The following is a 13856-nucleotide window of genomic DNA, read 5'->3' on the forward strand; positions in this document are numbered from 1 at the left end:
CGGGTGTGTCCTACGTTCAGAAACGCGAGAGTCCTACGCTCAGGACGCGAGAGTCCTACGTTCAGGACGCGAGAGTCCTACGTTCGGGATAGTCGAGTTGAACGTTCGGGTCGGGGTTGGGGCCGGCTCGATTTGACATGGAGCCCTTACGGGCACCCCAGGCAGGCCGAAGCCATGTCAAATCGGGCCTAGGTGGGTTGGTTGCGGGGCCGTGGTGGGAGGTGTGGGTTGGTGGTCAGGGTTGGGGTCGAGGGGAGTCTGGGAGTTGGGGGTGGTGTTGGAGGGTGAGGGGGGTGTTGCCGGAGGAGGGGCCGATCAGCAGGGTGAAGTGGCCTGGTTCGGTTGTCCAGCCGGTGGGGGTCCAGTGTTGGTAGGCGCGTTCTGGGATCTCGATGTCCGCTTCGACGGTTTCGCCTGGGTCCGCACTTGTGATGGTCCAGGCGGCTAGTTGGCGTTCCGGGCGTTCGAGTGCGCTGTCCGGCCGCGTCACGTAGACCTGCACGACCTCGCGGCCGGGGCGGTCGCCGGTGTTGCGGAGGCGGACGCGGAGGCCGGAGTTGGTGGTGCCGGCGTGTTCGTAGGCCCAGGTGGTGTAGCCGAGGCCGTGGCCGAACCAGTAGGCAGGGGCGGTTTCGGCACGGTGCCACGCGCGGTAGCCCAGGTGGAGGCCCTCGTTGTAGTGCAGGACGCCGTGGGTCGGTTGGACGTTCGACACGGGGAGGTCTTGCTGGGTGGCGGGCCAGGTGGTTGGTAGTCGGCCGGACGGCTCGCGGAGGCCGAAGAGCACGTCGGCCAGGCCGTGGCCGGCTTCCTGGCCCGGGAACCAGGTCAGCAGGACGGCGGCGACCTCGTCGCGCCACGGCAGTTCGACCGGGCCGCCGGAGTTGACGACGACGACCGTGCGGTCGTTCACCGCCCGGACGGCGCGCACCAACTCGTCCTGACGGCCCGGCAGGGCCAGGGACGTGCGGTCGAAGCCTTCGCTCTCGATCTCGTCCGTGGTGCCGACGACGACCACGGCGACGTCGCTGGTGCGGGCCAGGCCGACGGCGCGGGCCAGTTCGTCGGCGGCGCTCAGGCGTGGTGGGTCGGCGGCGAGGACGGTGGCCGTGCCGGTGTGCTCACGCAGCTCGCGGCGTGCGACGAGGTCGACCGTGGTGCCCGCTTCGAGGTGCGCGGTGGCTTGTCGGTACGGCGGGGTGAGGTGGATGACGGCCGGGTCGTCGGTGTCGAGCGGGACGTTCTCGTCGATCAGGCGGTTGCCGTCCAGGTCGACGGTGAGGTGGCCGAAGCCGGCGACGGAGATGGTCCAGTCACCGGTCACGTCCACGTCGAGCTTGCCGTGGACCTCGATCGTGCGCGCGCCGTCGACCAGGGGCACTTCCAGGATGCGGCCGAGGAGCCGGTGGTCGGTGGACAGTTCCGCGCCGTCGGCGTCGAGGAGGCGGACCTGCACGCCCGGCTCGCCGTGGTGCGGGTGGCGGGAGTTGGCGGTGGTCAGGGGCGCGGGGCGGTCCTGGAGGCGGACGCCGGCGGTGTGCACGACTTCGGAGATCTCCTCGATGCCGTCCAGGAAGGAGACGACCGACTCGGGGTAGACGCCCGCGCTGCCACCGCCCTGGATGCGGGCGGTGGCGGCGTTGGGGCCCAGGACGGCGACCTTCACGCCGGGCGACAGCGGGAGGATGCCGTCGTTGCGCAGCAGCACGGTGCTCGCGGCGACGGCTTCGCGCAGCAGGTCCAGCGGGGCGTCGACGTGGGGTTTCAGGGCGGTGGTGCCGTTGAGGGCGCCGACCCTGGAGGCCAGGCGGAGCAGTCGTTCGACCTTCAGGTCCAGCGCGCTCTCCGGCACCTCGCCGTTCTCGACGGCGGCGACCAGGTCGTTCCACGGGCTCTCCGGGCCGGGCATGGCGAGGTCCTGGGCCGCACGCGCGGACGGCGCGGTGGAGCGGATCGCGCCCCAGTCGGAGACCACCAGGCCGTCGAAGCCCCAGGAGCCCTTCAACGGTTCGTCGAGCAGCGGGTTCTCCGACATGGTGACGCCGTTGACGCCGTTGTAGGCCGACATCACCACCCACACGCCGGCCTCGACGGCGGCCTCGAACGGGGCCAGGTAGACCTCGTGCAGGGTGCGTTCGTCGACGTCGGCGTTCAGCGTCATGCGCTCGGTCTCGGAGTCGTTGGCCACGTAGTGCTTGGCGGTGGCGGCCACCCCGCCGCTCTGCACGCCGGTGATGTAGGCCGCGCCGATGCGCCCGGTGAGCAGCGGGTCCTCGGAGTAGCACTCGAAGTGCCGGCCGGCGAACGGCGAGCGGTGCAGGTTGAGCGTCGGTGCGAGCAGCACGTCGACGCCCTTGCGCCGCGCCTCGGCCGCCAGCAGCACGCCCAGCCGTCGCACCAGGTCGACGTCCCAGGTGGCTGCCAGCGCGGTCGGGGAGGGCAGGGCCAGTGACGTGCTGCGCTCGTCCCACCCCTGGCCGCGCACGCCGATCGGCCCGTCAGACACGACGATGGACCGCAGGCCGATGTCCGGCTCTTCGTGCGTCCGCCACCCCGTGGCACCGGTCAGCAGCCAGACCTTGCGCGCCACGTCCAGCTTGCCGACCAGCAGACCAAGATCCGGCTCGTCCACACCCAACCCCTTGCCTCGGAGAGCGCTCTCCCGACCAGCGTCGGGCCACCCGGCCCGCTCTGTCAACCACCTGGGCGTTGAACTCGGGGGTCCTGAGCGTTCGACACGCGGGACGCGAACGCAGGACTCGCGCGAGAGTCCTGCGCTCAGAACGCGCGAGTCCTGCGGTCGGGCACCCCGAGTTCGACGCTCAGGTCGGGCGAGGACGGTTTGCGCGGGTCGGCGGCGCGGTCCAGGAGGGCGGCGACGGGGAGGGTGGCGGCGCCGACGGCGACGGCGTCCGGTCCCAGGCGGCCCAGTTCGATCGAGATCTGCTCGTACGGGTGCCGCAGCGCGTGCGCGCGGGTGGCGGCCACGATCCGGTCCAGCTGGTGCGCGCCCAGGGCCAGCCCGGCCCAGCCGCCCAGGACGATGCGCTCCGGGTTGAACAGGTTCACCAGGTTCGCGATGCCCGCCCCCAGGTAGCCGGCGGTCTCCTCGAGCACGCGGGCGGCGGTCCTGGAGCGGGGCGCGGAGTCGATCAGGGCCGCCACGGTGGACTGCTCGTCACCCGCCGGCAGCTCACGCCCGCGCGCCTTGCGGTACCGGTCGAGGATGCCCTCGGCGCCCACGTAGGCCTCCAGGCAACCCAGGGCACCGCACCGGCACGGCCGACCGCCGTAGACGATCGTCGTGTGGCCCCACTCGCCCGCCGAGCTGGTGGCGCCCCGGTAGACCCCGCCGTCGGTGACGACCGCCGCGCCGACGCCGGAGCCGATGAGGGCTATGACGACGTGCTTCGCGCCCCGGCCCGCGCCGAACCACATCTCGGCCTGGCCCTGCGTCTTCGCCCCGTTCTCCACGTACAACGGCCAGGCGGACGAGGACGCCGACGCGACCAGCTCCTCCAGCCGCACGCCGTCCCACCCGATGGTCGGCGCGTGCACGACCGCCGTCGCACCCTGCTCCACGGTCCCGGGAACGCCGATCCCGACCCCCAGCACGGTCGACGCCGCAACGCCCGCCGCGGCGACCACGTCCCGCACCGACGACGCGATCAACGACGCCACCGCGGCGGGCGAGGACGGCGACAGGGCGTGGTCGAGGGCGGCCAACTGGGTCAACGCGAGGTCGAACAGCTCGACCTTGATCCCGGTCTCGCCGACGTCGACCCCGACGACGTGCGCGAACGCGGGGTTCACGCGCAGCAGCACGCGCGGCCGGCCGCCGTCCGAGTCCACCGAACCGGCCTCCACCACGAGCCCGTCGTCGACCAGCTCGCCGGTCACGTTGGACACCGTCGCCGCCGACAGCCCCGACAGCCGGGACAGCTCGTACCTGCTCAACGGTCCGTCGAAGAACAGCGTCGACAGCAGGGTGGAGCGGTTCTGCCGACGCAGGTCACGGACGGTGGTGCGCTTCGGTGCCACGGCACGGACCTTAGTTTGCGACTTAAAATTAGTCTAAGTTTGTAACCTGTTCGTGATTGACGTGACTTGGCTCACCGGGGTTGAGTCTGCAACGACACGAGGACGCGCCCAGCGTCCCAGCCGCGATGGCACGCGCGGCCCGCACTCCCGAGCGCTCGCCCTTTCCCCGCCCGACAAGGAGAACCCATGCGACTCAGGCGAACGTCCGCCCTCGCCGTCGCGGCAGCACTGCTGTTCTCGGCAGCCTGTTCGACCTCGAACCCCGGTGCGAACAGCACGAACGAAGGCGTGCTGAACGTGGGCATGCCGAACGGTCCGCAGACCGAGAACAACAACCCGTTCCTCAACACGTCCGCGGCCAGCTCGCTCGGCTACCGCCGGCTGCTCTTCGAGCCGCTGGCCATGGTCAACGAGACCAAGCCCGCGGAGAAGCCCAAGCCGTGGCTGGCCACGGAGTGGGAGTGGACCGAGAACTTCCACAAGTTGAGCCTGACCATCCGCGACGGCGCGACGTGGTCGGACGGCAAGCCGCTGACCGCCGAGGACGTGGCGTTCACCTTCGAGCTGCTGAAGAAGAACCCCGGCCTGAACGTCGACTCCGTCCCCTACGACAAGGTCACCGCCTCCGGGAGCAAGGTCGAGGTCGAGTTCCCGAGGTCGCAGTTCGTCAACCAGAAGAAGATCCTCGAGCAGCTGATCGTGCCCAAGCACATCTGGTCGACGATCGCGAACCCGAGCACGGAGACGCTCAAGAGCCCGGTCGGCAGCGGTCCGTACACGCTGAAGTCGTTCACGCCGCAGACCGTCACCCTGACCGTGCGCGACTCGTACTGGCAGGAGCTGCCGAAGGTCAAGGAGGTCCGCTACACCTCCTACAGCGACAACAACGCGCAGACCACGGCGCTCGCGACCGGCGCGGCCGAGTGGAGCTTCGTGTTCATCCCGAACTACGAGGCCGTCTACACCTCGAAGGACCCCGAGCACTACAAGCTCTACTTCCCGCCGGTGCTCGGCATCCACGGCCTGTGGTTCAACACCAAGGTCGCGCCGTGGGACAACCCGGCCCTGCGCCGCGCGGTCAACATGGTGATCAACCGCGACGACATCTTCATGCAGGGTGAGGCCGGGTACTTCTACCCGAAGGTCGACAACATCACCGGCATCCCGACGCCCGCCGGCGACTCGTACATCGCGCCGGAGTTCAAGAACAAGATCGTCACGGTCGACGTGGACGGCGCGAAGAAGGAGCTGACCGCCGCCGGCTTCACCTTCGACGGCGACAAGCTCAAGGACCCGTCGGGCAAGCCCGTCACGCTGAAGATGACCGTGCCGTCCGGCTGGTCGGACTACGTGACGAACCTGGAGATCATCAAGGACAACGTGTCCGAGATCGGCATCGAGGCCACGGTCGACCTGCCGAACGCCGACGCGTGGAGCAAGGCGCTCGACACCGGTGACTTCCAGGCCGCGCTGCACTGGACCAACAACGGTCCGACGCCGTACGACATCTTCGAGAACATCATGAACGGCGCGCTGTACAAGCCGATCGGCGAGGGCGGCATCAACGGCAACTACGGCCGTTACGAGAACCCCGAGGCGACCGCGCTGCTCAACGAGTACGCCAACGCCGCCGACGACGCGGCCCGCACCGCGGCCCTGCACAAGATCCAGCAGATCCACGTGCGGGACATGCCGGTCGCCATCACCTCCGCGGCCAACGCGGGCGGCCAGTACAGCACCAAGAACTGGGTGGGCTGGCCCGACCAGTCCAACCAGTACGCGCCGCTGCAGCCCACGCTGGAGAACGCGCTCGACGTCGTCCTGCACCTGAAGCCGGCCGCATGACGACGAGCACCGCACCGTCGGCCTCCGGGACCACTGAGGTGGTCCTGGAGGCCGATGGCCTGACCAAGCACTTCCCGGTCCGCAAGCGCGGGCGTGAGCTGCTGTCGAAGACCACGCGCTCGGTGCGCGCGGTCGAGGACGTCACGCTGCGGCTGCACCGCGGCCGGGTCACCGCGCTGGTCGGCGAGTCCGGCTCGGGCAAGTCGACGGTGGCCCGCCTGCTGGCGCAGCTCTACCCCCAGACCTCTGGCCAGATCCGGCTGCGCGGCGAGCCGGTCAGGACCAAGGGCGGCAAGCGCTTCCGGGCGTACAGCAAGCGCGTACAGATGATCTTCCAGGACCCGTTCGCCTCGCTGAACCCCGTGCACACCGTGCGCTACCACCTGACCCGCGCGTTGAAGATCCACGGCAACGCGGGCCGCACGCCGGCCGAGCTGGAGGAGGCGCTGGCCCACCTGCTCACCCGCGTGCAGCTCACCCCGCCCGAGCGGTACGTGGACAAGTTCCCGCACGAGCTGTCCGGCGGCCAGCGCCAGCGCGTGGCCATCGCGCGCGCCCTCGGCGCCGACCCCGAGGTGCTGCTGGCCGACGAGCCGGTGTCCATGTTGGACGTCTCCATCCGGCTCGGCGTGCTGAACCTGCTGCGCGACCTCAAGGAACGCCTGCACCTCGCGATCCTCTACATCACCCACGACATCGCGTCGGCCCGCTACTTCGCCGACGAGACGTTCGTGATGTACGCCGGCCGCGTGGTCGAGGGCGGCGACAGCGAGACCGTGACCCAGCGGCCCGCGCACCCGTACACCCAGCTGCTGATCGACTCCGCGCCGGACCCCGACCGGCCCGCCGCGCAGGAGAAGGACGGCGGGACGGGTGAGCCGCCGTCGCTGATCAACCCGCCCGACGGCTGCCGGTTCAACCCGCGGTGCCCGTTTGCCATGGAGGTGTGCGCGCGGAAGGTCCCGCCGCGGTTCGCCATCGGCGACGGCAGCGTGGAAGGCGATTCCGGGGCCCACTTCGCCGCCTGCTGGCTCTACGGCGACCTGTCCGACGACGACAAGGTGAAGCTGCGCGGCGTCGAGGGGGCTTCGTGAGCTACCTCCTCAAGCGGATCGCGTTCTACCTGTTCACCGCGTGGGCCGCGATCACCATCAACTTCTTCATCCCGCGCGTCATCCCGGGCGACCCGGTGCAGGCGCTGATCACCCGGTCGCGCGGCCAGATGACCACCGAGGCCGTGCAGTCGCTGTACGTGCTGTTCGGGCTGGACAAGGACGCGAGCCTGGTCGAGCAGTACTTCACCTACCTGGGCCAGCTGCTCAGCGGCGACCTCGGCCTGTCCTTCACCTACTTCCCGTCACCGGTGTCGCAGGTGCTCGGCGACGGCCTGCCGTGGACGCTGGGCCTGGTCGGCATCACCACCGTGCTCGGCTTCCTCATCGGCACCGCGCTGGGCACGGGCATCGGCTGGCGGCGCGGCTCGTGGGCCGACGCGCTGATCCCGGTGACCACGTTCGTGTCGTCCATCCCGTACTTCTGGCTCGGCCTCATCGCGATCGCGCTGCTGACCGGCCCGGACAGCTTCTTCCCGGCCTCGGGCGCCTACGACAACGGCCTGGTGCCCAACCCGGACCTGGAGTTCATCGGCAGCGTGCTGCGGCACGGCATCCTGCCCGCGTTCACCATCCTGATCTCGTCCATGGCGGGCTGGATCCTGTCCATGCGCAACATGATGGTGACGGTGGCCTCCGAGGACTACGTGACCGTCGCGCACGCCAAGGGCCTGTCCGACCGGCGCGTGATGCTGTCCTATGCGGCGCGCAACGCCCTGCTGCCGAACGTCTCCGGCTTCGCGCTGTCGCTGGGCTTCATCGTCGGCGGCACGCTGCTGGTGGAGATCGTGTTCTCCTACCCGGGCCTCGGCCTGCAGCTGTTCCAGGCCGTCGGCGCCAAGGACTACCCGCTCATGCAAGGGATCTTCCTGATCATCACGCTGTCCGTGCTGCTGGCGAACTTCCTCGCCGACGTGGCCTACCTCGCGCTCGACCCGCGCACCCGACGGGAGGGCTGAGCCGTGACCGTGGTACCCACCACCGGGACCGCCACCCCGGTCGCGGCGCCCGTGAAGCGCCGCCGGCTGCGGTTCGTGGCCAACCCCAAAGCGACCGCCGGCCTGGTCATCCTGGGCTTCTTCGCCCTGATCGCGATCATCGGGCCGTGGATCGCGCCGTACGACCCGTCCGGGCGCAGCAACGACCTGCTCCAGGCGCCGTCGGCCGCGCACTGGTTCGGCACCACCCACCTCGGCCAGGACATCTTCAGCCAGGTCGTGGTCGGCACGCGCAGCGTCATGGTCGTCGGGTTCGTCGCGGGCGTCGTGGCCACGATCCTGTCGATCCTGGTCGGCGTCACGTCCGGCTACCTGGCGGGCGCGGGCAGCGAGGTGCTCTCCGCGCTGTCCAACGTGTTCCTGGTGCTCCCGGCGCTGCCCCTGATGATCATCATCACGTCGACGCTGCCGGAGACGGGCACGCTCACCATCGCCCTGGTCATCGGCCTCACGTCGTGGGCCTGGGGCGCACGCGTGCTCCGGGCGCAAACGCTGTCGCTGCGCGGCCGCGACTACGTGGAGGCCGCGCGGGCGACCGGCGAGAAGTCGTCGCGGATCATCCTGTTCGAGATCCTGCCCAACCTCACCGCCGTCATCGCCTCCGGCTTCGTCGGCACGGTCATCTTCGCGGTGACCCTGGAGATCACGCTGGCGTTCATCGGCATCGGCGCGGGCGGCGACTGGAACTGGGGCACCGTCCTGTACTGGGCGCAGAGCCAACAGGCCCTGGCGCAGGGCGCGTGGTGGTGGTTCGTGCCCGCGGGCCTGGCCATCGCGCTCCTGGGCACCGCGCTGTCGCTGGTGAACTTCGGCATCGACGAGTTCGTCAGCCCGCGACTGCGCGGCGGCGGCAAGACAGAGGTCAAGACCGCCGACGGCCACACGGTCCGGATGCGGGTCGGCTTCACGCCGGTGCTCGCGACGAAGGCCCGGTCCGAGGGAAGGGAGACGCCGTGACCGACGCGGTGCTGGAGATCCGCGGCCTGAACGTGGACTACGGCCTCGGCGAGGAGGCCGTGCACGCGATCCGCGACGTGGACCTCACCCTGCACCGGGGCGAAGTCCTCGGCCTCGCGGGCGAGAGCGGCAGCGGCAAGTCGACCCTGGCCTACGGCCTGACCAGGCTCCTGCCGCCGCCGGGCGTGATCACCGGCGGCGAGGTGCTCTACCACCCCGACGGCGGCGACCCGGTCGACGTGCTGCGGATGAGCCACCCCGAGCTGCGGAAGTTCCGGTGGGCGGAGACCGCGATCGTGTTCCAGGGCGCGATGAACTCGCTCAACCCGGTGCACCGGATCTCCACCCAGCTCACCGACGTGATCAAGGCGCACGACCCGCGCGGCAGCAGCGCGTCCCGGCTGGCCCGCGCCCGCGAGCTGCTGCACCTGGTCGGCATCTCCGCCGACCGGTTGGACAGCTACCCGCACCAGCTCTCCGGCGGCATGCGGCAACGCGTGATGATCGGCATGGCGCTGGCGCTGGAGCCGAAGGTCGTCATCATGGACGAGCCGACCACCGCGCTGGACGTGGTGGTGCAGCGGCAGATCCTGCGCCAGCTCGTCGAGCTGCGCGAACGGCTCGGGTTCTCGGTCGTGTTCATCACCCACGACCTGTCGCTGCTGGTCGAGTTCTCCGACCGGATCGCGATCATGTACGGCGGTCGGATCGTGGAGGAGGCGACCTCGGCCGACCTCTACCGCGACCCGCTGCACCCCTACAGCCACGGCCTGCTCAACTCCTTCCCCGCGCTGCGCGGGCCGAAGCGCGAGCTGACCGGCATCCCCGGCTCACCGCCCGACCTGCGCGCCATGCCCGCGGGCTGCGCGTTCCACCCACGCTGTCCGCACGCAATGGAGCGTTGCGGTGTGGAGGTCCCGGTGCTCGGCGTTCCCCCCGTGAAGGACCACGCGGCACACGAGGGCCCCGCCGACCGCACCGTGGCCTGCTGGCTGCACCCCGTTCACGACAACGGGCTCTGATCCCGTTCACGACAACGGGTTCCGACTCCAGAGGAGATCAATGGACACCACGGCGCCGACCGTCGGGCTCGACCCCGCGATCGACACCCTGCCCGCCTCGTTCCGCTGGGGCGTGGCGACTTCCGCGTACCAGATCGAAGGGGCTCATGAGGAAGACGGTCGCGGACCGTCCATCTGGGACACGTACTGCCGCACGCCCGGCATGGTGCACAACGGCGACAACGGCGACATCGCGTGCGACCACTACCACCGCATGCCCGAGGACGTCGCGCTGATCGGTTCCCTCGGCGTGGACACCTACCGGTTCTCCGTCGCCTGGCCGCGCGTGCAGCCGGGCGGCAAGGGCCCGGTCAACGCGCCCGGCCTGGCGTTCTACGACCGGCTGGTCGACGAGCTGCTGGCCAAGGGCATCGACCCGTGGGTCACGCTCTACCACTGGGACCTGCCGCAGGAGCTGGAGGACGCGGGCGGCTGGCCGGTGCGCGACACCGCCTACCGGTTCGCCGACTACTCGATGCTCGTGTTCGACGCGCTGTCGGACCGGGTGCGCCACTGGACCACGCTCAACGAGCCGTGGTGCTCGGCGATGCTCGGCTACTACGAGGGTCGGCAGGCCCCGGGCAGGCAGGACTTCGAGGCGGCCATCCACGCCGTGCACCACCTGCTGCTCGGCCACGGCCTGGCCACACAGCGGATGCGCGAGGCGGCGACCGAGCCCATGGAGTTCGGCATCACGCTCAACATGAGCCACGCCAGCCCCGCCACCGACAGCGAGGCCGACCACGACGCGGCCCGCCGCGCGGACGGCCTCTCGCGGCGGATCTACCTCGACCCGCTGGTGCGCGGCCACTACCCGGCCGACGTGGTGGACGACCTGGCCGCGCGCGGGGTGGAGATCCCCGAGGAGCCGGGCGACCTGGAGATCATCAAGCAGCCCATCGACGTGCTGGGCGTGAACTACTACTCCAGCTCGAAGTTCTCCGGCGTGGACGAGGACGGCAACACGGCCGACGCCGACGGCGTGCCGGTCTGCCGGGAGGTCCGCTACGGCCGCCCGGTCACCGCGATGGACTGGGAGATCGTCCCCGAGGGCTTCACCAACCTGCTCGTGCAGATCGGTGAGGAGTACCCGGGCGTGCCGATGGTCATCACGGAGAACGGCGCCGCGTTCGACGACAAGGCCGACGACAGCGGTTTCGTGCAGGACGACGACCGCACCGCGTACCTGGAGTCGCACATCGCGGCCGTGGCCAAGGCCCGCACGGCGGGTGCGGACGTGCGCGGCTACTTCGCGTGGTCCCTCATGGACAACTTCGAGTGGTCCTACGGCTACGACAAGCGATTCGGCCTGGTGCACGTGGACTACGACACCCAGGTCCGCACCTTGAAGAGCAGCGCGCTGTGGTACCGGGACACGATTCGCCGCGTCCGCGGCAGCTGACGGAACGGCCGAGGGGCGTGCCGCGGGTGTTGCGCGGCACGCCCCTCACCCGCGCGTCGTCGCCGGAGTGGCCGCACCCGGCGGCGCGACGGCCGAAGGGCCGGAGAGGAGTTCCCCCTCCGGCCCTTCGGCTTTGCCGGTCGGCGTCGGTGCACGTGCTCCCGCCGGCCCCTCCGCCCTCGCTCTCAGCGCCGGTAGACGCCGAACTCGTAGAGCGAGTACCCCCACCCGGTGCCGCGCTGCGTGGCGTGCAGCCGCACGTACCGGCCGGTCGCGGTGACGTCGATCGAGTCGACGCCCCCGTTGCCGGTGGTGGTGCCGTGCACCGAGCGCCAGGTGGCGCCGTCGTCGGACACCTGGATCTCGTACGCCCGGCCGTACGCGCCCTCCCACACCAGCTGCACGTGGTGGAACGTGGTCACCGCGCCGAGGTCGACCCGCAACCACTGCGGGTCGGACCAGTCGGTGGCCCAGCGGGTACCCGCGTTGCCGTCGACGGCGTTCGACGGCGGGAACGGCGCGCCGTCGCCCACCTGCTGGTAGGACGACGCCGTGACGGGCTTGCCCCGCGCCACGTCCACGCCCGCGGGCTGCGGCGCGACCACCCGCACCGACTTCGTCTCGATGCCGATGTTGCCGCGGCCGTCCTCGGCCATCACGTACACCTTCCACACCCCGAGCCGATCGGGCGCGGTGACCGTCAGCCGGTTGCCGTCGACCTGCACGGGCGTGAAGCCCAGGCCGCCGCTGTTGTCGATGTACTTGCTGTTGAACGCCGCCGACCAGGTGATCGGGTCGCCGTTCGGGTCGCTCACGGCCACGTCGACGTCCAGCCGCGCGCCCGCCGGGACGCTGGTGGGCAGGGACATCGCGGTGATCACCGGCGGGGTGTTGGCCGGCGTCGCGCCGCCGAACGCCCGCTGCACCGAGTAGAACGACAGCCGCTTCTTGCCCGCCGGGGTCAGGTTGAACCACACCGCGCCGAAGTCGTACTCCGTGCCGTAGTGGAACAACGTGCCGCCGAACGACACACCGGCGTGCCCGGTGATGCAGTCCCACGCCCGGGTGTAGCCGTCCCGCTTCTGCACGTCCGTCGGCTCGCTGGGCACGCCGTTGACGTCGTTGGGCACCTCCCACTCGCCGGCCGGGCCCGCTTCGGTGAGGATGTACGGCTTGGTGTGGCCGCCGTTGACCCAGTCCTGCCGGACCTGGCACACGTTGCCGTAGGAGTTCACCGAGTACAGGTCCAGGTCGGGCGCGTGCGCCTTGAGGTAGGTCCACGCGCCGGTCCACGCGTCGGTGTTCGTGACCGGGTGGTTGGTGTCGATGGCGTGGATGGCGCGCGCGGCCTCGTTGACGTACTTGGCGTAGGCGACGCGCTGGTTCTCCAACTCCGTGCCCGAGTAGCAGTTCTGCAGGCCCAGGATGGACTCGTTGCCGACGTTCCACATGAGCACGCCGGGGTGGTCCTTGTAGGTGGTCACCCACTGCCGGATCGTGTTCATCATGTCGTTCTTGTAGGTGGCGTCGGTGACGTAGTCGACGCAGCCGCCGGAGCCCGGACCACCGCCGGGTTGCAGCCAGAAGCCGTTCATCACCTTGATGCCGTTGGCCGCCGCCGCGTCCAGCAGGGGCCGCGTCGAGGCGTCGGTGCCCCAAGTGCGCAACGTGTTGACGCCCATGGACTTCAGCTCCGGCATGTAGCGGGCCGCGTCCGCCGCCGGCGGGCCCCAGGTGAGGCCCTTCACCGTCCACGGCTGACCGTCCACCATGAGCTGCCAGTTGCCCTGGGAGCCGGTGACGCGCACGCCCGTGCCGGGCGGGGGAGTGTCGCCCTGCGTGCCGTAGACGCGGAACTCCCACAGGGAGTAGCCGTAGCCGTTGGCGCGCTGGGTGCCGTGCACGCGGACGTACCGGCCCGACCCGGTGACGGCGAAGCCCTGCCTGCCGCCCGTGCCCGCGGTCGTGGTGTGCACGGTGGTCCAGGTGTTGCCGTCGGCCGAGACCTGGAGCTGGAACGAGGTGGCGTACGCGGCTTCCCAGTCGAGCTCGACGCGGCTGAGGATCGAGGTGGCGCCGAGGTCCACCCGCAGCCACTGCGGGTCGCTCCACGCGCTGGCCCACCTGGTGCCGGCGTTGCCGTCCACGGCCGCCGACGCGGGTGTGCCCGCGCCCTCGGTCGAGGACGCCGTGGCCGGCTTGCCCTGGGAGAGCAGCACGGGTGCGGCGTTCGCGGTGCCCGGGACCACTGCGAGTCCTATGAGCAGCGCGAGTGCCGTGCTGGCGGATCGGAGGCGGTGCATGGCGTCTCCTGCCGGATCGTCGGATCGAGGTGCGGGAGAGCGCTCTCTCAACCCGGCTCGAAGTGTTACGAACCGACTACGGATCTGTCAATGCGCCGCCCCTTGACACCTCGGTGGCGGGCGGGCAACCTCAATCG

The 13856-nt window shown here is 70.4% G+C and carries 9 protein-coding genes; 6 read left to right on the forward strand and 3 right to left on the reverse strand.

Annotation, left to right across the window (positions count from 1 at the left end):
• Nucleotides 1-235 precede the first annotated feature (235 nt).
• Together LNK82_RS38885 and LNK82_RS38890 are read right to left on the reverse strand one after the other, a co-directional pair.
• A complete protein-coding gene (locus LNK82_RS38885) occupies nt 236-2632 on the reverse strand; it encodes a glycoside hydrolase family 3 C-terminal domain-containing protein (RefSeq protein ID WP_230571866.1) in 2397 nt (798 codons plus the stop codon).
• 146 nt (nt 2633-2778) lie between these two features.
• Nucleotides 2779-4041, reverse strand: coding sequence for an ROK family transcriptional regulator (locus LNK82_RS38890; RefSeq protein WP_230571867.1), 1263 nt, complete (start codon nt 4039-4041; stop codon nt 2779-2781).
• A gap of 186 nt (nt 4042-4227) precedes the next feature.
• Between LNK82_RS38890 and LNK82_RS38895 the strand changes: the two genes are divergently transcribed.
• The 6 genes from LNK82_RS38895 to LNK82_RS38925 are packed head-to-tail and all read left to right on the forward strand — an operon-like array spanning nt 4228 to nt 11416.
• The gene (locus LNK82_RS38895) at nt 4228-5886 is read left to right on the forward strand and encodes an ABC transporter substrate-binding protein (protein ID WP_230571868.1); all 1659 of its coding nucleotides are present in this window, start codon (nt 4228-4230) and stop codon (nt 5884-5886) included.
• Nucleotides 5883-6980: an ABC transporter ATP-binding protein gene (locus LNK82_RS48495; protein ID WP_372470769.1), complete on the forward strand. Its 1098-nt coding sequence runs from the start codon at nt 5883-5885 to the stop codon at nt 6978-6980. The genes LNK82_RS38895 and LNK82_RS48495 overlap by 4 nt, the downstream gene beginning before the upstream one ends.
• On the forward strand, nt 6977-7957 hold the full coding sequence (locus LNK82_RS38910) for an ABC transporter permease (RefSeq protein ID WP_230571869.1): 981 nt from the start codon (nt 6977-6979) through the stop codon (nt 7955-7957). The genes LNK82_RS48495 and LNK82_RS38910 overlap by 4 nt, the downstream gene beginning before the upstream one ends.
• A 3-nt stretch (nt 7958-7960) precedes the next feature.
• Complete coding sequence (locus LNK82_RS38915) at nt 7961-8953, forward strand: ABC transporter permease (protein ID WP_230571870.1); 993 nt, start codon at nt 7961-7963, stop codon at nt 8951-8953.
• On the forward strand, nt 8950-9975 hold the full coding sequence (locus LNK82_RS38920) for an ABC transporter ATP-binding protein (RefSeq protein ID WP_230571871.1): 1026 nt from the start codon (nt 8950-8952) through the stop codon (nt 9973-9975). The genes LNK82_RS38915 and LNK82_RS38920 overlap by 4 nt, the downstream gene beginning before the upstream one ends.
• A gap of 40 nt (nt 9976-10015) precedes the next feature.
• Nucleotides 10016-11416 carry a GH1 family beta-glucosidase gene (locus tag LNK82_RS38925; protein ID WP_230571872.1) on the forward strand — a complete coding sequence of 467 codons (1401 nt, stop codon included), beginning with the start codon at nt 10016-10018 and terminating at the stop codon, nt 11414-11416.
• A 185-nt stretch (nt 11417-11601) separates the two neighbouring features.
• On the opposite strand, the gene LNK82_RS38930 is transcribed toward LNK82_RS38925, so the two are convergent.
• Nucleotides 11602-13719 (reverse strand): discoidin domain-containing protein, encoded by a 2118-nt coding sequence (locus LNK82_RS38930; RefSeq protein WP_230571873.1) that lies wholly within the window; start codon nt 13717-13719, stop codon nt 11602-11604.
• Between the last annotated feature and the right edge of the window lie 137 nt (nt 13720-13856).

The organism is Saccharothrix luteola, assembly GCF_020859565.1.
Taxonomy (GTDB): domain Bacteria; phylum Actinomycetota; class Actinomycetes; order Mycobacteriales; family Pseudonocardiaceae; genus Actinosynnema; species Actinosynnema luteola.

Bases quoted from the DNA above. Each gene is read 5' to 3' on its own strand.
- LNK82_RS38925 (WP_230571872.1), top strand. From the start codon at position 10,016: ATGGACACCACGGCGCCGACCGTCGGGCTCGACCCCGCGATCGACACC.
- LNK82_RS48495 (WP_372470769.1), top strand. From the start codon at position 5,883: ATGACGACGAGCACCGCACCGTCGGCCTCCGGGACCACTGAGGTGGTC.
- LNK82_RS38895 (WP_230571868.1), top strand. From the start codon at position 4,228: ATGCGACTCAGGCGAACGTCCGCCCTCGCCGTCGCGGCAGCACTGCTG.
- LNK82_RS38930 (WP_230571873.1), bottom strand. From the start codon at position 13,719: ATGCACCGCCTCCGATCCGCCAGCACGGCACTCGCGCTGCTCATAGGA.